Here is a 21,635-nt window from a genome sequence, read left to right as displayed (position 1 = left end):
AGGGATTAAGATGAAAAAACGTATCGCAGTACTACCAGGAGACGGAATCGGAAAAGAAGTGGCAAGGGGAGCGGTAGAAATTCTTCAAGCAGTTGGAGAGCGCTTTGGTCATCAATTTGATTTTTCATACGGGAAAATTGGCGGAACAGCGATTGATGAATACGGTACACCACTTACAGATGAAACCATTCAACTTTGCAAAGAAAGCGATGCGGTTTTACTAGGAGCTGTTGGCGGGCCTAAATGGGATAAGGCTCCTGCTCATGTTCGTCCCGAAAAAGGGCTTTTAAAGCTTCGTAAAGATTTAAACCTTTATGCAAACTTGCGGCCAACGAGCTATTATGAAAGTCTTGCAGATTCATCGCCATTGCGGAAGGAAGTCATTCAGGATGTAGATATGCTTATCGTTCGTGAATTAACCGGCGGGCTATATTTTGGTAAACCAAGTGAAAGAGTTCAAGACAATGGGCAGGACGCCGTAGTAGACACTCTTTATTATCAAAAAGCTGAAATGTACCGTGTCATCAAGCTTGCTTTTGAACTTGCACAAGGCAGAAAAAAACGAGTTACTTCTATTGATAAAGCGAATGTACTGGAATCCAGCCGCATGTGGAGAGAAATTGCAGAGGAAGTGTCCAAAGATTTCCCTGATGTCACACTTGATCATATGCTTGTTGATAACGCAGCTATGCAAATGGTGAAAAACCCGAAACGGTTTGATGTAGTAGTGACTGAAAATATGTTTGGCGATATTTTAAGCGATGAAGCATCCGTATTAACCGGATCACTTGGCATGCTGCCATCTGCCAGCATCTCTGAAAAAGGTCCATATTTATTCGAACCCATTCATGGTTCTGCTCCTGATATTGCCGGGAAAAATATGGCGAATCCATTGGCAATGATTTTATCTGCTGCAATGATGCTTCGTGTTTCCTTTGGAATGGAGGAGGAAGCGGCAGAGGTAGAAAGGGCAGTTAACCAAGTGCTGGATGCTGGATTTAGAACGGGAGATATCGCCTCATTTGGCCAGACCCACTCATCAACAACAGAAATGATTGATGAAGTGAAGGCAGTGCTATTAGAAAATGAGGCCATCATGCATATCATGGGAGCGTATGCGTAAAAACAATCAAAAAGAACACGGCCGGGTGGTCGTGTTCTTTTGAAAAAGCGATAGATTAGAAAAACTGAGTGGTGCAGTGCTTCTTGCTTCCTTTGGTGTTCTAGGGAGTGCCTCTGTGAAAGGAAAACAACCTTTTTCGATGGAGGTGAACAAGGCGCATCTGCGCTTTTCTTAGAAAGGTGTGAATAAAAAGATGGGAAAGTCTATTATCGAAAAGATATGGGATCAGCATATTGTCCACCAGGAGGAAGGAAAACCGGATTTATTGTATATTGATTTACATTTAGTACATGAAGTCACTTCTCCGCAAGCTTTCTCCGGATTAAGAATGAAAAATCGCAAGGTGAGGAGACCTGATCGCACCTTTGCAACAATGGATCATAATATTCCTACAGACAATCGTCATGTGATCAATGATAAGGTCGCACTAAACCAGATGACGACGCTTGAAAAAAACTGCCAAGAATTTAATATTCCGCTAGCTGGAATTGATAGCCCTGACCAGGGGATTGTGCATGTTATTGGGCCTGAATTGGGGTTAACACAGCCGGGGATGACAATTGTATGCGGTGATAGTCACACTTCTACCCATGGAGCATTTGGCTCAATTGCCTTTGGGATTGGAACGAGTGAAGTTGAACATGTATTAGCTACTCAATCACTATGGCGTGCCAAACCAAAAACATTGAAGATTGATATAAAAGGTGAGATGAAAAAAGGTGTATCTTCAAAAGATATTATTCTATATATTCTAGCAAACTATGGATTTGATTTTGGTACTGGCCATGTCATTGAATATAGTGGAGAAGCAATTAGAAAAATGTCGATGGAAGAACGGATGACAATTTGCAATATGTCCATTGAAGGTGGTGCAAGGGCCGGATTAATTAGTCCGGATGAAACAACCTATAACTATTTAAAGGGGCGTAAATACGCACCAAAGGGAGAAGCTTTTGAAGAAGCAGTGCAAAAGTGGAGGGAACTTGCTTCTGACGGAGATGCCGTCTATGACAGAATCATTACCATTGATGCGAATGATGTTGCACCAATGGTGAGTTGGGGGACAAATCCTGCGATGACTTCGAAGGTGAATGAGCGAATCCCAAGATTGGAAGAATGTGAAACAGAGATTGAACGAAAGTCGCTTGAACGAGCGCTCACATATATGGGATTAGAGGAAGGTCAGCGAATTGAGGATATTCATATCCAGCATGTTTTTATCGGATCGTGCACAAATTCTAGACTTGAAGATTTAAGGCAGGCAGCTGAAGTAGTAAAAGGCAGACACGTTCACCCGAATGTAAGGGCATTAGTCGTGCCTGGTTCGCAGCAAGTAAAACAGCAGGCAGAATTTGAAGGGATTGATCAAGTATTTAAAGATGCTGGTTTTGAATGGAGAGAATCAGGCTGCAGCATGTGTTTAAGTATGAATAATGACGTGGTTCCTAGCGGTGAGCACTGTGCCTCTACTTCAAACCGAAACTTCGAAGGCCGTCAAGGATCAGGTGCAAGAACCCATCTAGTTAGTCCAATGATGGCGGCCGCAGCAGCTATTCACGGACATATTGTAGATGCCCGCACATTACTTGCAGCTGAAACGGTCAGTTAAGAAAATAAAGGGGGAGCACATAAGATGAACGGTTTTAAAACCTTACAAGATAAAGCTATTTCATTTGATCGGGCAAATGTTGATACTGATCAAATTATCCCGAAGCAATTCTTAAAACGAATCGAGAAAACTGGGTTCGGAAAATATCTTTTCTATGATTGGCGTTATCAATCTGATGGCAACCCAAATCAGGACTTTGAATTAAATATGGAAGAAAACCAAGGAGCATCCATTTTAATTGCAAATGAGAATTTTGGCTGTGGCTCGTCAAGAGAGCATGCACCGTGGGCATTAATGGATTATGGCTTCAACGTCATTATTGCTCCATCATTTGCCGATATTTTCCATCAAAACTGTCTGAAAAATGGCTTATTACCTATAAAGTTACCGCATGATCAGGTCAACTATTTATTGGACAAAGGGAAAAAACAGCCTTATCAGTTAAAAGTTGATTTAGAAAATCAAAAAATAACAGATGAAAAAGGCTTCTCGACTGAATTCTCAATTGATCCATATTGGAAGACGATGCTTGTAAATGGTTGGGATGAAATTGAAATCACATTGCAATTGGATGATAAGATTGCAGAATATGAAAAAGCGATTGTTTAAAGAGCAAAAGGATTTATGGCCTCAAAGCCATGAATCCTTTTGCTTTTTAAGTGATTCGTGCTACACTATCATCTAAATAAATAGATAAGGGACGGTTGTAATGATGAAGAAACGGGAGAAAGGCAAGCGTGGTGAAAAGGTCGTTCAGTTTCCCGATTTAGATAAAAGACTGCTGGATAAAGGCCTTGATTCATTGCAGTCGAAGCAATATAAAGCAGCTGTAGATTATTTGCAGCAGGCGGCAGAAATATCTGAAGAAAATGAAGAAATTCATATTGCTTTAGTGCTTGCATACTTTGAATCAGGTGCGCTTACCGAAGCAAAAGAACAATCTGAATTTATGCTGCAAAGCGGTATTGGCGAATATATTCAAGTTGTAGATATGTACTTAATGATACTTATAGAACTTCATCAATATCAGGAGATTATTACTTTCATTGAATGCTTATTGGAGGAAAAGGAAGTTCCAAAAGAAAAATATGAGCATTTTAGTCGGATATTAGAGTTTTGCAGAAGAATGGATCAACCGCCTGTTGAAGAAAAAGTAGAAGAGGATATTATAGCGGAACCACTTCAGCTTCAGAAAATCATTGAGCAAAAAGATCAACTAATCATCGCCGGTCAGCTAGCTGATAAAAATATTGTTCCATTTATAGAAGAAATTCTATCCTATCTTCGTTCGAAAGAAGGTCAGCCATTTTTTAAATCATTATTAATAAATGTATTAAAACAGCATCTATATAATAAGGAAACAACTGTCGAAAAAATGGGAAGAACCGAGAAGTTTGTTCCTGCAGAATTGCCGGGAATTGACGATTTTCCTCAACAAAAACGGATAGAATCCATTATTAGAAACTTAATAGAGCATGAAGATCCTATATTATTTGAGCATACAAAGGGACTTGCCCAGCGGCATTTCTTTATGATTTACCCTTTTGAAATGCGACCTTATGAGGATCATCTTTTAGCAGCGGGTTATCATTTGCTCGCAAGTGAATACCTTGGTTTAGAAATATCTCTTGAGGAAGTTACTCATTTATATGAGATATCAGCCGAGGATTTACAGAGTGCAAAGATGTATTTACAAAAGATAGAAGAATTTTCTTATTCTAAAATATAGTCTCATTGTTGAAAGCTAAGGCTGTTATGTTATAATATAATGGTTGTATTATGTGGATAGGTACTATTAAAACATACTCAGGTTGATTATGGCTTGATTGACAAGACATATTCATTCTAATTGTAGTGAATGAAATGATAATAGATTTTGGAGGGAAATAACAGTATGTCTGCTAAATTTGAAAAGTTAGAAGGGAACCAAGGGGTTCTTACAATTGAAGTAGATGCAGAGAAACTAAACGAAGGTTTAGACGCTGCATTTAAAAAAGTAGTAAAGCAAGTAAATGTTCCAGGTTTCCGTAAAGGAAAAATGCCGCGCAGCTTATTTGAGAAGCGTTTTGGCATAGAATCATTATATCAAGATGCTGTTGATATACTTCTTCCAGAAGCATATTCAAATGCAATCGATGAAACAGGCATTGAGCCAGTTGATCGCCCAGAAATCGATGTTGAGCAAATTGAAAAAGGCAAAGCGCTTATTTTCAAAGCAACTGTTACAGTCAAGCCTGAAGTACAATTAGGTGACTACAAAGGAATCGAAGTTGAGAAGTTCGAAACTGAAGTAACTGATGAAGACGTTCAAAACGAACTTACTTCAATGCAAGAAAAGCAAGCTGAGCTTGTTGTAAAAGAAGAAGGCAAAGCTGAAAACGGTGATACAGTTGTTATCGATTTCGAAGGCTTCGTAGATGGTGAAGCATTTGAAGGCGGAAAAGGTGATAACTTCTCATTAGAACTAGGTTCTGGTCAATTCATTCCTGGTTTTGAAGAAGAGTTAATCGGCATAGCTGCTGGTGAATCTAAAGATGTTAATGTAACATTCCCAGAAGAATACCATGCTGCTGAGCTTGCTGGAAAAGCAGCTATTTTCAAAACAACGGTTCATGAAATTAAAGGAAAAGAGCTTCCAGCATTAGATGATGAATTCGCGAAAGATGTCGATGAAGAAGTCGAAACGTTAGATGCGCTTAAAGAAAAAATCAAAAACCAATTAGTAGACAGCAAAAAACATGAAGCTGAACATCACGTACGTGATACAGTAGTGGAAAAAGCTGCAGAAAACTCTACAATCGATATTCCATCTGCAATGGTTGACACTGAGCTTGACCGCATGATGCAAGAATTCGAACAACGTCTACAAATGCAAGGTATGAATCTTGAGCTTTACTTCCAATTCTCAGGTCAAGATGAAGCAGCCCTACGCGATCAAATGAAAGCAGATGCTGAAAAACGCGTTCGCATCAACCTTACACTTGAAGCAATCGCTAAAGCTGAAAACATCGAAGTATCTGAAGATGAAGTAAACGAAGAACTTAATAAAATGGCTGAAATGTACAATATGACAGCTGACAACATTAAGATGGCTCTTGGTGGCAGCCTTGATGGATTGAATTCTGACATTAAAGCGAAAAAAGCAATCGATTTACTTGTAGAAAATAGCAAAACTGTTTAAAATATAATAAAGTATCGGTAGCAACCCGGACTTATAAGTAACAAGGCGCGATGATATCGTGCCTTGTTTTATACAATTCAGATTATACATAATTGTTTTAAAGTCGACAGGAATATGGAATTCTTCATACATATTGTAAAGATAGTTAAAGAAAAACTAAGGTATTCGTGAAAGGACTTGGTATATGCCAAGTTTTTCTAATACAATAAGTGTAAGATTAAAAACTTCCACTTATGGATGGATTGTTTTCTGGATATCCTTATGTAAGTACATGTTTTTTGGCGAATTTAAACTGCGAATCATGAATGCAAGTAAAACTACATATTCTTAAGGTAAGAGTTTTCATTTCCTGTCTTTTGTAAAAATGTGTTACAATGCAATACATAACTGTTGGAGAGTTTAAGAAGTAAAAAGAAGGTAAGCATATAAATGAAGCTCGTCCTCGTGAGTACGGGTGCATTTTTGTTTTATTTGAATTTAGTTAGTACTAGAGCGAATGTTGCTTAATAGGATTCGCATGAAGGACTTGGCGAATGCCAAGTTTTTCTAAAAAATATATCTTGCATAGGATTCGCAGTCTATATATCGCTTAGAAGTTTGGATTAAGGGGTGAAGGATTTTGTTTAAATTTAATGATGAAAAAGGTCAGTTAAAGTGTTCCTTCTGTGGGAAAACTCAAGACCAGGTACGCAAGTTAGTTGCCGGTCCCGGCGTTTACATTTGTGATGAATGTATAGAATTGTGCACGGAGATTGTTGAAGAAGAGCTTGGCACTGAAGAAGAAGTAGAATTCAAAGATGTGCCAAAGCCATCTGAAATCCGTGATATTCTAGGTGAATACGTTATTGGACAGGACCAGGCGAAAAAGTCTCTAGCTGTAGCTGTTTACAATCACTACAAACGCATCAACTCTAACAGCAAAGTTGATGAGGTTGAATTGTCAAAAAGTAATATTGCAATGATTGGTCCGACTGGTAGCGGTAAAACTTTACTAGCTCAAACCTTGGCGCGTATTTTGAACGTTCCATTTGCAATTGCAGATGCGACTTCATTAACAGAAGCGGGTTATGTTGGGGAAGATGTAGAAAATATTCTATTAAAGCTGATTCAATCTGCTGATTATGATGTGGAAAAAGCAGAAAAAGGAATTATCTACATTGATGAAATTGATAAAGTTGCACGTAAATCTGAGAATCCATCGATTACAAGAGATGTTTCCGGTGAAGGTGTACAGCAAGCATTATTAAAAATTCTTGAAGGTACAGTTGCAAGCGTACCTCCTCAAGGTGGAAGAAAACATCCACATCAAGAGTTCATTCAAATCGACACAACGAATATCTTATTTATTTGCGGTGGTGCATTTGATGGCATCGAGCAAATTATTAAGCGACGTCTTGGCCAAAAAGTGATTGGTTTCGGCTCTGATAACAAACAAAAGGAATACGAACAAAATGAATTACTGGCAAAAGTACTTCCAGAAGATTTGCTTCGCTTTGGTTTAATTCCTGAATTTATCGGTCGTTTGCCTGTCATTGCAAGCTTAACACCGCTTGATGAAGAGGCATTAATTGAGATCTTGACTAAGCCGAAAAATGCATTAGTTAAGCAATATCAAAAAATGCTCGAATTGGATGATGTTGAATTAGAATTCGAAGAGGATGCACTAATCGAAATTGCCAAAAAAGCAATCGAACGCAAAACTGGTGCGCGCGGACTGCGCTCTATTATTGAAGGAATCATGCTCGACGTCATGTTCGACCTTCCTTCTCGCGATGATATAAAGAAATGTATCATCACAAAAGATACCGTTCTCGAAAGCGGTGCACCGAAACTTCTCTTAGAAGACGGAACTATTGTTGAAGAAGAAAGAAAAACTTCAGCTTAATTTAGATAAAGAAAACCAAGCTCTATCATGAGCTTGGTTTTTTTGTGCTGTGAAGGAATGGAGCTGCTAAATTTGTATTTTGATGTGACGGAAAACAGAGTGTGAGAGTTAGTTTGAAATTTTTAACCAGAAATATAGTGGCGATAATTCTAGTTTAATCGGCTGTTCTCGAGTGAAACCGCAGTCTATAGTGGAATAAATCCCATTTATTCGGCAATCACAGAATGAAAACGCTCCCTACAGGAATAACACACATATTTCGTCCAGACAATTGTAAAATCGCTTTCTACAAGGAAAGAGAAAACGAGCTCGTATTTCCTGATGAAGGAAAATCCCTTTTCTAAAAAACAGGAGAGGTGGCCCTCCTAATACAAATAGCCCCATTCTTCTTAAAAAGAGGATGATTAATCCTTAATCGTCCCCATTAAAACAATAATCGCTTACCCAAAATTCTTCCACTTTATTAAATAAAAAACCTTGTTTATTCCAACTTTTTGAAGGAGATACTATCTCTTAACATCATGAAAAAGTTCAGGAGGGAAAACTATGAGTTGGACCGGAATTGCGTTATTTGTACAATTATTTTTTGGGATCATTATCGGATTATACTTTTGGAATTTGCTTAAAAGCCAGCGAACACAGAAGGTTTCCATTGATCGTGAATCACGAAAAGAAATGGATCAATTAAAGAAAATGAGATCAATTAAATTGTCGGAGCCTTTATCAGAAAGAGTAAGGCCGACTACGTTTGCTGATATTGTTGGTCAGGAAGATGGAATAAAATCTTTAAAGGCAGCATTATGCGGTCCAAATCCACAGCATGTTATTATATATGGTCCTCCAGGAGTAGGGAAAACTGCAGCAGCAAGGCTTGTGTTAGAGGAGGCGAAAAAAAATCAAAAATCTCCTTTTCGTCCATCCTCTGTGTTTATAGAGCTTGATGCCACTACTGCGAGGTTTGATGAAAGAGGAATAGCAGATCCGTTAATTGGATCTGTGCATGACCCGATTTATCAAGGAGCAGGAGCAATGGGGCAAGCGGGAATTCCGCAGCCTAAGCAAGGGGCGGTCACGAATGCTCATGGAGGTGTTCTCTTCATTGATGAAATAGGAGAGCTGCATTCAATTCAGTTGAATAAGCTGTTAAAAGTATTGGAAGATCGCAAGGTGTTTTTAGAAAGTGCATATTATAATGAGGAAAACATGCAAATACCCACGCATATTCATGATATCTTCAAAAACGGATTGCCGGCTGATTTCCGTCTAGTCGGGGCTACAACGAGAACACCGAGTGAACTTCCACCGGCAATTCGGTCGCGTTGCATGGAAGTGTTTTTTCGTGAATTGACTGAAGAGGAAATTGAAGATGTTGCAAAAAAGGCAGCGGATAAGGTTAATTTGAAAATAAGTGATCATGGATTGCATACATTAGCTTCCTATGCTAGGAATGGTCGGGAATCAGTTAACATGATACAAATTTCTGCAGGTTTAGCGATTCAAGAGGAAAGAGACTATATAAAAGATGAGGATATTGAATGGGTGATTCAATCGAGTCAGCTTACTCCGCGAATGGAAAGGAAAATAGGCGAAGCTGCTACAGTGGGGCTTGTCAATGGTCTCGCTGTGCATGGGCCTAATTCAGGTGCTCTGTTGGAAATTGAAGTAACCGTCATTCCGGCTAAGGAAAAAGGCAGCATTAATATTACAGGTATTGTTGAGGAAGAAAATATCGGCAACCAAGGAAAATCCATTCGCCGGAAAAGTATGGCGAGAGGATCAATTGAAAACGTCATTACTGTCCTCCGATCTATGGGGGTACCGGCTGACGATTATGATATTCACGTGAACTTTCCAGGCGGAGGTCCAGTCGATGGCCCGTCTGCAGGGATCGCAATGGCAACGGGAATTTACTCTGCTATTTTTAAGCATCCGGTTGATCACACAGTTGCAATGACAGGAGAAATTAGTATTCACGGGACTGTAAAGCCGATTGGCGGAGTTTATCCAAAAGTGAAAGCGGCAAAAAAAGCCGGCGCAAAAACTGTCATCATTCCTCAGGAAAATATGCAATCTATTCTCAATGAAATTGATGGCATTAAAATCATTCCTGTTAGTCACCTTCATGAGGTTTTTGATTTGGCTTTATTGAAAGAATATCAAAGTGAACAACCTTTAACATCTCCGCTTGAATCAGCTTCAATAAAATTAGCAAAAAAAGAAAGTATGTAAAATAGAAAACTTCGGCATAGCCAAGCCGGAGTTTTTCATTTCTAATCAAAAAATAACGATAATATAACATAATTTCTCGCAAAAGTCTCGATACTAATGTTGTTTAGGACAATAATAGTCTAAAAAAGTCGACACTATGAGGTAAATAAGATAGAATTGTACAAAGAAATTATGAAAAGAAATGCATTTGGAGGTGCAAGTGAATGACGAATAAGAAAGAGATCATCGTCCCCCTCCTGCCGCTTCGAGGATTGCTTGTGTATCCGACAATGGTGCTTCATTTAGATGTTGGCCGCGAAAAATCGGTACAAGCACTTGAAAAAGCAATGGTAGATGACCATTTAATATTCTTAACAACTCAAAAGGACATTTCTATAGATGAGCCTAACGAAGATGATCTGTACCATATGGGAACTCTTACCCGCGTTAAGCAAATGCTAAAGCTCCCTAATGGCACAATTCGCGTATTAGTTGAAGGGCTAAAGAGAGCTGAAATCATCGAGTTTTTGGATGATGACCAGCATTTTTCCGTTAAGGTTAAGGTTCATGAGGAGTCTGAGTCAAAAGATGTAGAAGCCCAAGCTCTTATGCGCACATTACTTGAATATTTTGAGCAGTACATAAAAGTGTCTAAAAAGATATCAGCTGAAACTTATACTTCTGTTGTTGATATCGAGGAGCCAGGGAGACTTGCAGATATCGTTGCTTCACATTTACCACTGAAGCTAAAGGAAAAACAGGATATTCTTGAGACGATTGATATTAAGGATAGAATGAATGAAGTCATTGAAATCATTCATAATGAAAAAGAAGTGTTAAGTCTTGAGAAGAAAATCGGACAGCGTGTAAAAAAATCAATGGAGAGAACGCAAAAGGAATATTATTTGCGTGAGCAAATGAAGGCGATACAATCTGAGCTCGGCGAGAAGGAAGGGAAAACTGGAGAAATCGCAGAGCTGAAAGCAAAGATTGAAGAAGCGGACATGCCGGAGCATGTGGAAGAAACAGCATTAAAAGAATTAAACCGCTATGAAAAAGTGCCATCCAGTTCAGCAGAGAGCTCTGTTATCCGAAATTATATCGACTGGCTCATTGCCCTGCCGTGGTCAAAGGAAACAAAGGATGATTTAAATATTCTAAAAGCAGAAAGAATTTTAAATCAAGATCATTATGGGCTTGAAAAGGTAAAAGAGCGTGTGCTTGAATATTTGGCCGTACAAAAGCTCACTAACTCCTTAAAAGGTCCGATCCTTTGTCTTGCCGGACCTCCAGGGGTAGGTAAAACAAGTCTTGCTAAATCAATTGCCAGCTCGCTAAATAGAAACTTTGTCAGAATTTCTCTCGGCGGAGTGAGGGATGAATCTGAAATCCGCGGTCATAGAAGAACATATGTAGGGGCCATGCCAGGACGAATTATTCAGGGAATGAAGCGTGCGGGCACGGTGAATCCGGTCTTTTTGCTGGATGAAATTGATAAAATGTCAAGCGACTTCCGAGGCGATCCATCATCTGCAATGCTGGAAGTATTGGATCCTGAGCAAAATCATAATTTTAGCGACCACTATATTGAAGAAACATATGATTTATCAAACGTAATGTTTATTGCCACTGCAAATAATTTAAGCACTATTCCTGGACCATTATTAGACCGTATGGAGATTATCTCAATTGCGGGGTATACGGAGCAGGAAAAAATCCATATCGCAAAAGATCACCTTTTGCAAAAGCAAATTAAGGAGCATGGATTATCAAAAGCTCAGCTGCAGATTAGAGAAGATGGAATTCAATCCATTGTCCGTTATTATACGAGAGAAGCAGGTGTTAGGGGATTGGAGCGCCAATTGGCAACCATCTGCAGAAAAACGGCAAAAATCATTGTTTCCGGTGAAAAGAAACGCGTGGTTATTACCGACAAAAACATCGAAGAATTTTTAGGTAAGCGCAAGTTTCGCTACGGACAGGCTGAGCTAGAGGACCAAGTCGGGATTGCGACAGGTTTAGCTTATACGACAGTCGGTGGAGACACTTTGCAAATTGAAGTATCACTATCACCTGGAAAAGGAAAGCTTGTCCTTACCGGAAAACTCGGTGATGTGATGAAGGAATCTGCACAAGCTGCATTTAGTTATGTTCGTTCAAAAGCGAAAGACTTAAATATAGATGAAAACTTTCATGAAAAATATGACATTCATATTCACGTGCCAGAAGGAGCCGTACCTAAAGACGGACCGTCTGCTGGTATTACAATGACAACTGCATTAGTATCAGCACTCACAGGCAAGCCGATTAGAAAAGAAGTTGGAATGACTGGTGAAGTAACTTTAAGAGGCCGTGTACTGCCTATCGGTGGCTTAAAAGAGAAGTCTTTAAGTGCACATCGAGCAGGCCTTACAAAAATTATTTTACCGAAGGACAATGAAAAGGATATAGATGATATCCCTGAAAGCATTCGCGAGGAATTGGACTTTGTTTTAGTATCACATGTGGACGAGGTGTTAAAGCACGCGTTGATTGGCGGTGCTGACGCATGAAGGTAACGAGCTCAGAAATTGTCATCAGTGCAGTTAAACCGGACCAATACCCTGAAGGAGACTTGCCTGAATTTGCACTTGCAGGCAGGTCGAATGTCGGGAAATCGTCTTTTATCAATAAAATGCTAAATCGAAGAGGATTAGCCAGAATCTCTTCTAAGCCGGGAAAAACACAAACATTAAACTTTTATATAATCAATGAAATTTTACATTTTGTTGACGTGCCTGGTTACGGCTATGCAAAGGTTTCTAAAAAGGAACGCGAAGCATGGGGTAAAATGATCGAGACATATTTAACAAAAAGAGAACAGCTTAAAGCAGTGGTTCTTATTATTGATGTCCGCCATCAGCCAACGAGCGATGATGTGATGATGTACGACTTTTTAAAGCATTATCATATTCCATGTGTGGTTGTTGCGACGAAAGCGGATAAAATTCCGAAATCAAAATGGCAGAAGCATGTGAAAGTTGTTAAAGAAACATTGGAATTAGATGCTGATGACCAGCTTATTTTATTCTCTTCAGAAACTGGAAAAGGAAAAGAAGAAGCTTGGGCGGCATTAAAAAGCTATATGAATTAATTTAGTAAAACCACATTGCCTAATTAGGTAATGTGGTTTTACTTTTTTTATTTAGGGAATATAGACTATAGGCTGAAATTATCGAAAATGATAAAAATTGCTAATATTGAGATTTGTTCATGCAATTTTGATAGGAATCGCAAGAATAGGAGAGGATAGCGGCTTAATTAGGAGGATGGCATATATCGGTTCATCAAACTCAACTATACACTTGTATACCATTAATTATCATAAAATATGAATTTTGAGAATAGTCTTTATGAATGGTAAGGTTGAAAGCGTATATAAAAAAGAAAAAATGAGGGGGATATTAGACTAGTGAAAAAGTTGGTTAAAGGTTTAGTTGTAGCGGCTTCAATTGCTGTTCTGGCTGCGTGTGGTTCAGATGCTTCAAGTGGTGATGGAATGAAGCTAGTGGATGAAGGTAAATTTACATATGCATCATCAGGCGAGTTTAATCCGTTCAGCGTAATGCAAGCTGATGGTACGATGACCGGCTTCGATATTGAAGTAGGCGAAGCAGTTGCTGCTGAGCTTGGTCTTGAGCCAGTTCAGCACCAATTTAAGTTTGGTGGAATAGTAGAAGGTGTCAAATCGGGACGTTTTGATGCTGCAGTAGCAAGTCATACGATTACTGAAGAGCGTTTAGAAGCGGTAAACTTTTCAACTCCATATTATTATTCAGGTCCGCAAATCTATGTGAGACCAGACAGCAATATTGAAACACTCGATGATCTTAAAAGTAAAGAGGTGGCTGTTGCAAAAGGAACGACTTATGCGGATACAGTTTCTGATGTGACAGATAATATTATGTTTTATGATAGTGATGTTGTTGCTTTAGAGGCATTAGCTAATGGAAAGCATGATGCAGTTATTACAGATTTCATTACTGGCAAAGAGGCGATAGGCGCTGGATTTAAGATTGAAGGAAAAGAATTATTAGGTAAAAGCGAGCAAGCGATCGCAGTTGCCAAAGAAAATGAAGAATTGCTAGAGAAAATTAATGCTGCATTAGAGAAATTGCATGAAGACGGTACTTTAGCTGAAATCAGCAAAAAATATATCGGCGAAGATATTACTGTTGATCCAGATTCAGAATAAACTCGGCGGCGAATGCACACGAAGATTAGCGTGCATTCGCCCCTGATTTTATTAGAAGAGATAATATACAGCTCCTACTGGAGATGAGCATTGCGGCAAGAGAGTAGCAAACTCTACTTAAGCTCAGAACAAAAACGAAAAGATCTAAACTAATGCCAATGAGGAGGAACCATGGATTTACTGACAAAGTTTATAGACACCTATCCAATATTTTTAAAAGGGATGCTCCTAACCTTTCAATTAACAATTGTTTCAATATTTATAGCGATTTTTATCGGGCTTTTCTTCGCTTTTCTTAAGATTTCAAAGGTGAAAATATTAGAATGGATTGCAGACCTTTATATCTTTCTTGTAAGAGGTACCCCTCTTGTAGTGCAAATCTTCATTTTCTACTTTGGACTCACTTCATTAAATATTTCTGGGTTTTGGTCGGTCGTGTTAGGTTTAGCCTTTCATAATGGTGCATACATTGCAGAAATTTTTAGAGGAGCAATACAATCGATTGATAATGGACAAATGGAAGCCGGTCGTTCTTTAGGGATGAGTGCAGGTCTTTCAATGCGTAGAATTATTCTCCCACAAGCAAGCAGAAGAGCACTGCCGCCGCTTGGTAACCAATTTATTATTGCATTGAAAGATTCATCTCTTGCATCCTTTGTTGGCGTGTATGAATTATTCAATATTGCAACGACACAAGGGTCGATTAAATATGACTACATGAGCTACTTACTAATTGTTGCCGTTTATTATCTTGTTCTTGTCCTCTTCTTCTCAATTATCGTTAGTATAATTGAAAAAAGAATGGCGAGCAGCGATTGATGAAAGGAAGAGAATAATGAGTGATTCGATTATGATACAAGTTGACAAACTAAATAAATCGTTTGGGGATTTACATGTTTTAAAGGATATTGATATGACTGTAAAGGAAAGCGATGTTGTTTGTTTAATTGGAGCAAGTGGTTCTGGGAAGAGCACATTGCTGAGATGTTTAAATTTTTTAGAAATTAAGGATAGCGGCATCATCACCTTTGAAGGCAGTCAAGTGGAAAAGGAAACGCATGATTTAAACGAAGTAAGGCAAAAGGTTGGCATGGTCTTTCAGCATTTTCATTTATTCCCTCATAAAACGGTCATTGAAAATGTAATGGAAGCCCCAATTTATGTAAAAAAGGTTCCTAAAGCACAAGCGGAAAAAGATGCATTAGCATTGCTTGAAAAAGTCGGTTTATCGGACAAAAAGGATGTATACCCTTCTAAGCTTTCCGGCGGGCAAAAGCAGCGTGTTGCAATCGCGAGGTCGCTCGCAATGAAGCCGGATATTATGCTTTTCGACGAACCGACTTCGGCGCTTGATCCGGAATTAGTTGGTGAGGTGCTCGCAACGATGAAGGAGCTTGCTGAAGAGGGCATGACGATGATTGTTGTTACACATGAAATGGGCTTTGCGCGCGAAGTAGCTGATTGGGCTGTGTATATGCACGATGGGCGCATCGTTGAAGTAGGGCATCCAGAACAGCTATTTAACCATCCGAAAGAAGAAAGAACGAAGAACTTTCTTGATTCAGTACTATAATATGTAAAAAGGGAATGATCTTGAATCATTCCCTTCATTAATCTTTCTAAAAAACTAAAGTATATCTGAGCAACTTTTGATATTGCTATCTTTTTTTAGAAATGAGAAAATAGAAACCGATTAATATGAATAATATCGGCCAGAAATTCCATATGTAAGAAACGCTTTTACCAAATTCACCGAGAGACGAAAAGATTTTGTCATAAAATAGCAGCATAACGGCTAATAATAAGAATAACATTCCTTGGAAAAGGCCATTGCCTGTTTTTAAGTGACGAAGTAAGAAGCCGAGTGAAATAATTAGAATGAATATTCCAATATGATCCGGCCAAATGGCAAGGCGATGGACGATTAAAAAATGCAGGCCGAAACCAGCCAAAACAACACCAGGCAGTATCGCATCGTAATCACGTCCGATATATGCCTGAATAAGAAATGCCAGACCGAGAATGAGCAGAAGGGTCGGCCAGGTGAAAAATGGCTTCAAGCTTTCTATATTTGCTTGCTGTAATAAAAAGTACAAACCAAAACCAATAAGTACGACTCCAGGGAAAATTCGCTGTTTTTTCATTTATACACCACTTCCAGAAAGGTTCACTTGAAACTGTCATCATTTTTTGTTAAGGTACATAAGGGAGTATTTTTAAAATAAATATTAAATTATAATAGTTATAATCAAGGTGTGCTTTTAATTTAGCATGCTAAGTGAGTGAACACGAAGTTGTTCTAATATTAACATATGTGTTCATTATCTGTTCACATTTTTGCATCAAAGCATTATGAGCTAATGATATAATGGTCTTATAAGATTATGCAATTTATTTGGGGGGTCTATTTAAAATGCATATAGTGGTCGTTGGTCTAAATTATAAAACTGCCCCTGTAGAAATAAGAGAACGGTTAACATTTGAGCCGTCTCAGCTTGGTGAAGCAATGCAGGCGTTGCAACAGAAGAAAAGCATCTTAGAAAATGTCATTTTATCTACATGTAATCGTACTGAGATTTTTGCGGTTGTAGACCAGCTGCATACAGGGCGATACTATATTAAAGAATTTTTATCAAAATGGTTTAATATAGAGCAAAGTGAATTTTCTCCATTCTTGTTTATTTATGAGCAAGAGGGTGCAATTGAGCATTTATTTAAAGTAAGCTGCGGCTTAAATTCAATGGTGCTTGGTGAAACGCAAATTCTTGGTCAGGTTCGGACAAGTTTCCTACAGGCGCAGCTTGAAAACACAACCGGAACTATATTTAATCATTTATTCAAACAAGCCGTGACATTAGGTAAAAGAGCGCATTCTGAAACTGATATTGGCGCGAATGCTGTGTCTGTCAGCTATGCAGCTGTGGAGCTTGCAAAGAAAATTTTCGGTTCAATTGAGAATAAACAAGTCCTAATTCTAGGAGCAGGCAAAATGGGAGAGCTTGCGATTCAAAATTTGCATTCAAATGGGGCGAGAGTTACAGTAATTAATCGTACATTTGAGAAAGCCAAAGATTTGGCTGCTCGTTATGAAGGACAAGCAAAACTTTTACAGGAGCTTCAATGTGCTTTAATTGAAGCAGATATTGTGATAAGTTCAACCGGCGCCAAAAATTATATGGTAACAAAAGAAATGATGGCTGACGTTGAAAAGATGCGTAAAGGAAAGCCATTATTTATGGTTGATATTGCTGTCCCTCGAGATCTTGACCCATTGCTGGCTGATTTAGAAAGTGTTTTCTTATACGATATTGATGACCTTGAAGGGATTGTTGAAGCAAACCTGCAAGAGCGTAAAAAAGCTGCCGAAAAAATTCAGCTCATGATCGAAGTAGAAATACTAGAATTTAAACAGTGGTTAAATTTATTAGGAGTAGTACCTGTCATATCTGCATTACGTGAGAAAGCGCTTGCGATTCAAGCTGAAACAATGACTAGTATCGAAAGAAAGCTGCCGCACTTGAGTGATCGTGATAAAAAGGTATTAAGCAAGCATACGAAAAGCATTGTCAATCAAATGTTGAAGGATCCTATCTTGCAGGCGAAGGAACTTGCAGGACAAAAGGATGCTGATAACGCTTTAGACCTTTTCGTAAAAATCTTTAATATAGAAGATTTAGTTGCAGCGCAGCAGACCAATCAAGATCAAGGTAAACACTCGACTGCAAAAGCGCGCCAGGCTTCCTTTCAATCATAAAAGGGGTACTGTCCATGTTCGAAATCTATATGACACGTTTGCATGAATTAACAGTGGTTCTATATGCATTAAGTGTCTTACTATATTTTATCGACTTCTTAACAAGTAACCGGAAGGCAAATAGAGTTGCCTTCTGGTTACTTGCATTTGTGTGGGGATTACAAACCGTTTTTTTAGTTTTATATATGATGAAAACTGGTCGATTCCCAGTCCTGACAATTTTTGAAGGATTATATTTTTATGCATGGGTCCTGATTACATTTTCACTAGTAATCAACAGGCTAATGAAGGTAGATTTTATTGTATTCTTTGCTAATGTTCTTGGTTTTTTCATCATGGCATTGCATACTTTTGCTCCGATGCAAATTGAATCGGAAGTATTAGCAAGCAGGTTGATGTCTGAATTATTATTTTTCCACATTACAGTAGCGATATTATCTTACGGCGCCTTTTCACTGTCATTTGTCTTTTCTCTGCTCTATTTAATACAGTATGATTTGCTGAAAAGGAAGAAGTGGGGCTCAAGACTGTTGAGGATTGCGGACCTTTCAAAGCTAGAGCATATGTCCTATGTATTAAACATAATCGGAGTACCAATGCTGGTAATTAGCTTAATTCTAGGTATACAATGGGCTTATATTAAACTGCCGGCGATGATTTGGCTTGACTCTAAAGTGTTGGGGTCGATACTTGTTCTTACCCTTTACAGTATTTATTTGTACCTCAAAGTTGGAAGAGGAATGAGCGGTAAATCACTCGCATTATGGAATGTCGCTTCATTTTTAGTCGTTATGATTAATTTTTTCTTATTCGGGAAACTATCCTCTTTTCATTTCTGGTATAAATAACTGCAGTAAACGGCTATTTCATGATTAATAGCTACTGGAGATACTCAAAACTTCGAAATGTGGGGTTTCAATATATTTTTTTAATGGAGGCTGTCATGAGAAAAATCATTGTTGGTTCTAGAAGAAGTAAACTAGCATTAACACAAACAAATTGGGTGATTGAGCAATTAAAAAGCATCGATCCTACCGTTGATTTTGAAGTAAAGGAAATTGTAACAAAAGGAGATAAAATTCTTGATGTCACGCTTTCCAAGGTTGGAGGAAAAGGCCTATTTGTAAAAGAGATTGAGCAGGCAATGCTAGATAAAGAAATTGATATGGCTGTACATAGCATGAAGGATATGCCTGCTGTTTTACCGGAAGGATTAACAATAGGCTGTATACCTGAAAGAGAAGATCACCGCGATGCGCTGGTTTCAAAAAATCATGTAAAGCTGGCTGACTTGAAGCCTGGTTCTGTTGTAGGTACAAGCAGTTTGAGAAGGGGCTCTCAAATTTTAGCGAGAAGACCTGATTTAGAAATTAAGTGGATAAGAGGAAATATTGATACACGTTTAGCAAAGCTGGAAACAGAAGACTACGACGCAATTATTCTTGCTGCAGCCGGACTCTCAAGAATGGGGTGGGCGAAGGATATTGTGACCGAATTTATTGATCCAGATATTTGCTTGCCAGCGGTGGGGCAAGGGGCATTATCAATCGAATGCCGCGCAGAAGATGAAGAGCTTCTTGGAATACTAGAGAAATTCACATGTGAGAAAACAAGTCAAACCGTTCTTGCTGAACGCGCCTTTTTAAATAAGATGGAAGGCGGCTGCCAAGTGCCAATCGCTGGCTTTGCAACAGTATCTGACAATGAAGAGATTGTTCTAACTGGTCTTGTAGGCTCACCTGATGGTCAAACAATTTATAAAGAGATGGTCAGCGGGACTTCTCCTGAAGAAATTGGCTATGCAGTGGCAGACAGGCTTTCACAAATGGGGGCAAAGGAATTGATTGACCGTGTAAAAGAGGAGCTTGATGGTCAGTGAACTCGGCAGTGAGGACGCTTAAAGGAATGTCCGTTTTAGTGCCGCGTGGGAAGGATCAATCTAAGCCTGTCTCTGCTTTAATAAAGGAATATGGGGGATTGCCAGTGGAAATCCCTCTTATTGCTTTTAGGCCAACAAGCATAGCAAAACATATAGACAGTATTGACTTAGAAAAATTTGACTGGCTCATTTTCACAAGCAGCGTAACAGTCGATATTTTCTTTTCAGCAAAAGATGCTTCTGCGAATCTCCCGCGAATTGCAGTGATAGGCAAGAAAACAGAAAAGACGTTAAGAAAATACGGCTATCATGCAGACTTTATTCCGAAAGTGTTTGTGGCTGAAAGCTTTGTAGAAGAATTTGCTGAACAAGTGGCTGAAGGCACCAATATTTTGCTGCCAAAAGGGAATTTGGCAAGAGAATATATTAAGCAGGGATTAGCTGAGCATGGAGCCGATGTTGAAGAGCTAGTTATTTATGAAACTTTTTTTCCACAAGAAAGCAAGAAACTGCTTCATGAAAAAATAGCGCGGAAAGAAATCGATATTCTGCTTTTTACTAGCCCATCCACCATTAATCATTTTATGCATGTAGTCAGGGACGGTCATCTCGAAAAGCAGATAAAGCATTGCATAATTGGCTGCATCGGTCCAGTATCAAAGGAGAGGGCGGTTGAACAAGGACTAACGGTTCACGCAATGCCTGATTCGTATACTGTTCATGATTTATTAAAAAGTATTATTACATATATCAATCACTAGGAGGGGTTTTAATGGATTTACAATTTAATCGTCATAGACGTCTTCGTCAAACAGAAAATATGAGAAGTTTAGTTCGGGAAACAGATTTGCATGTAAATGATTTTATTTATCCTATTTTTGTCGCTGAAGGCAAGGATATTAAAAAAGAAATTAAATCGATGCCCGGGGTGTTTAATCTGTCATTAGATCATTTGGCAGAAGAGATGGATGAGGTTGTTTCTTTAGGTATTAAATCTGTATTACTATTTGGCATACCGCTGGAAAAAGATGATTGCGGTACTCAAGCGTATCACGATCACGGCATTGTTCAGGAGGCTACAAGATTTATTAAAGAAAAATATCCTGAAATCATCGTGGTGGCGGATACTTGTCTGTGCGAATATACAGATCACGGTCATTGCGGATTAATCGAAAATGGTGAAGTGCTAAATGATGCCTCGCTTGAGCTGCTAGTGCAAACAGCCGTTAGTCAAGCGAAAGCTGGAGCAGATATCATTGCCCCATCCAATATGATGGATGGTTTCACTGTAGCCATTCGTGCGGGGCTTGATGAAGCTGGTTTTTCTCATGTACCTGTCATGTCCTATGCTGTTAAATATGCCTCAGCATTTTACGGTCCATTCCGGGACGCAGCTGACAGCACACCGCAGTTCGGTGATCGTAAAGCTTACCAAATGGATCCGGCTAATCGTCTAGAAGCTCTAAGAGAAGCAGAGTCTGATTTAATGGAGGGCGCAGACTTTTTAATTGTAAAACCGGGATTGCCTTATCTAGATATCGTTCGCGATGTGAAAAATAATATTAATCTTCCACTTGTCATCTACAATGTAAGTGGTGAATATTCGATGGTAAAAGCTGCAGCGCAAAACGGCTGGATTGATGAGGAAAGAATTGTACTTGAAATGCTGACAGGCATGAAGCGTGCTGGCTGCGACTTGATTATTACTTACCATGCGAAAGATGCGGCAAGATGGCTGCAAGAGCAAAAATAAAACGAAAAG

Annotated in this window: 18 protein-coding genes; 17 read left to right on the top strand and 1 reads right to left on the bottom strand. The window is 38.9% G+C overall.

All coding sequences use genetic code 11. The features are described 5' to 3' along the window. Nucleotides 1–10 precede the first annotated feature (10 nt). The 12 genes from leuB to CWS20_RS06305 all read left to right on the top strand — a co-directional run bounded on the left by leuB (nucleotide 11) and on the right by CWS20_RS06305 (nucleotide 15,813). Entirely contained in the window at nucleotides 11–1,123 is a 1,113-nt protein-coding gene (leuB, locus tag CWS20_RS06360) for a 3-isopropylmalate dehydrogenase (RefSeq protein ID WP_066191599.1), read from the top strand. 193 nt (nucleotides 1,124–1,316) lie between these two features. Further along, nucleotides 1,317–2,732 carry a 3-isopropylmalate dehydratase large subunit gene (gene leuC, locus CWS20_RS06355; protein WP_066191601.1) on the top strand — a complete coding sequence of 472 codons (1,416 nt, stop codon included), beginning with the start codon at nucleotides 1,317–1,319 and terminating at the stop codon, nucleotides 2,730–2,732. A 24-nt stretch (nucleotides 2,733–2,756) separates the two neighbouring features. Continuing rightward, complete coding sequence (leuD, locus tag CWS20_RS06350) at nucleotides 2,757–3,341, top strand: 3-isopropylmalate dehydratase small subunit (RefSeq protein WP_066191604.1); 585 nt, start codon at nucleotides 2,757–2,759, stop codon at nucleotides 3,339–3,341. Nucleotides 3,342–3,441: 100 nt separating this feature from the next. Beyond that, entirely contained in the window at nucleotides 3,442–4,461 is a 1,020-nt protein-coding gene (locus CWS20_RS06345) for a tetratricopeptide repeat protein (protein ID WP_083957182.1), read from the top strand. A 165-nt stretch (nucleotides 4,462–4,626) separates the two neighbouring features. Then, nucleotides 4,627–5,913, top strand: coding sequence for a trigger factor (gene tig, locus CWS20_RS06340; RefSeq protein WP_066191607.1), 1,287 nt, complete (start codon nucleotides 4,627–4,629; stop codon nucleotides 5,911–5,913). A gap of 619 nt (nucleotides 5,914–6,532) precedes the next feature. Then, a complete protein-coding gene (gene clpX, locus CWS20_RS06335) occupies nucleotides 6,533–7,798 on the top strand; it encodes an ATP-dependent protease ATP-binding subunit ClpX (RefSeq protein ID WP_066191612.1) in 1,266 nt (421 codons plus the stop codon). Between the two features lie 546 nt (nucleotides 7,799–8,344). Beyond that, nucleotides 8,345–10,027 (top strand): ATP-dependent protease LonB, encoded by a 1,683-nt coding sequence (lonB, locus tag CWS20_RS06330; RefSeq protein WP_066191614.1) that lies wholly within the window; start codon nucleotides 8,345–8,347, stop codon nucleotides 10,025–10,027. 203 nt (nucleotides 10,028–10,230) lie between these two features. Beyond that, on the top strand, nucleotides 10,231–12,558 hold the full coding sequence (gene lon / locus CWS20_RS06325; RefSeq protein WP_066191617.1) for an endopeptidase La: 2,328 nt from the start codon (nucleotides 10,231–10,233) through the stop codon (nucleotides 12,556–12,558). Next, nucleotides 12,555–13,139, top strand: coding sequence for a ribosome biogenesis GTP-binding protein YihA/YsxC (gene yihA, locus CWS20_RS06320; protein WP_066191620.1), 585 nt, complete (start codon nucleotides 12,555–12,557; stop codon nucleotides 13,137–13,139). The genes lon and yihA overlap by 4 nt, the downstream gene beginning before the upstream one ends. A gap of 318 nt (nucleotides 13,140–13,457) precedes the next feature. Then, on the top strand, nucleotides 13,458–14,240 hold the full coding sequence (locus CWS20_RS06315; RefSeq protein WP_066191623.1) for a transporter substrate-binding domain-containing protein: 783 nt from the start codon (nucleotides 13,458–13,460) through the stop codon (nucleotides 14,238–14,240). A gap of 171 nt (nucleotides 14,241–14,411) precedes the next feature. Then, the gene (locus tag CWS20_RS06310) at nucleotides 14,412–15,059 is read left to right on the top strand and encodes an amino acid ABC transporter permease (RefSeq protein WP_066191627.1); all 648 of its coding nucleotides are present in this window, start codon (nucleotides 14,412–14,414) and stop codon (nucleotides 15,057–15,059) included. A 16-nt stretch (nucleotides 15,060–15,075) separates the two neighbouring features. Next, nucleotides 15,076–15,813 carry an amino acid ABC transporter ATP-binding protein gene (locus tag CWS20_RS06305; protein WP_066191629.1) on the top strand — a complete coding sequence of 246 codons (738 nt, stop codon included), beginning with the start codon at nucleotides 15,076–15,078 and terminating at the stop codon, nucleotides 15,811–15,813. An 85-nt stretch (nucleotides 15,814–15,898) separates the two neighbouring features. On the opposite strand, the gene CWS20_RS06300 is transcribed toward CWS20_RS06305, so the two are convergent. Next, nucleotides 15,899–16,384, bottom strand: a complete 486-nt coding sequence (locus tag CWS20_RS06300) for a LiaI-LiaF-like domain-containing protein (protein WP_066191632.1) — start codon at nucleotides 16,382–16,384, stop codon at nucleotides 15,899–15,901. A 269-nt stretch (nucleotides 16,385–16,653) separates the two neighbouring features. Here CWS20_RS06300 and hemA point away from each other — a divergent pair, with 269 nt between their 5' ends. The 5 genes from hemA (at nucleotide 16,654) to hemB (ending at nucleotide 21,626) form a co-directional block, all read left to right on the top strand. Continuing rightward, nucleotides 16,654–17,994, top strand: coding sequence for a glutamyl-tRNA reductase (gene hemA / locus CWS20_RS06295; RefSeq protein WP_066191635.1), 1,341 nt, complete (start codon nucleotides 16,654–16,656; stop codon nucleotides 17,992–17,994). Between the two features lie 14 nt (nucleotides 17,995–18,008). Continuing rightward, nucleotides 18,009–18,842, top strand: a complete 834-nt coding sequence (locus CWS20_RS06290) for a cytochrome C assembly family protein (RefSeq protein WP_066191637.1) — start codon at nucleotides 18,009–18,011, stop codon at nucleotides 18,840–18,842. Nucleotides 18,843–18,937: 95 nt separating this feature from the next. Then, the gene (gene hemC, locus CWS20_RS06285; RefSeq protein ID WP_066191639.1) at nucleotides 18,938–19,873 is read left to right on the top strand and encodes a hydroxymethylbilane synthase; all 936 of its coding nucleotides are present in this window, start codon (nucleotides 18,938–18,940) and stop codon (nucleotides 19,871–19,873) included. Then, a complete protein-coding gene (locus CWS20_RS06280) occupies nucleotides 19,870–20,634 on the top strand; it encodes a uroporphyrinogen-III synthase (RefSeq protein WP_241504147.1) in 765 nt (254 codons plus the stop codon). Before hemC ends, CWS20_RS06280 begins: the two co-directional genes overlap by 4 nt. Before the next feature lie 11 nt (nucleotides 20,635–20,645). After that, nucleotides 20,646–21,626 (top strand): porphobilinogen synthase, encoded by a 981-nt coding sequence (gene hemB / locus CWS20_RS06275; RefSeq protein ID WP_066191641.1) that lies wholly within the window; start codon nucleotides 20,646–20,648, stop codon nucleotides 21,624–21,626. The last annotated feature ends 9 nt before the right edge of the window (nucleotides 21,627–21,635 follow it).

This window comes from Cytobacillus horneckiae (genome assembly GCF_002835735.1).
In the GTDB taxonomy this organism is placed as follows: Bacteria; Bacillota; Bacilli; order Bacillales; family Cytobacillaceae; genus Cytobacillus; species Cytobacillus horneckiae.
Note: the sequence above shows the minus strand (reverse complement) of the source record. Positions and strands in the feature narration are given on the sequence as shown.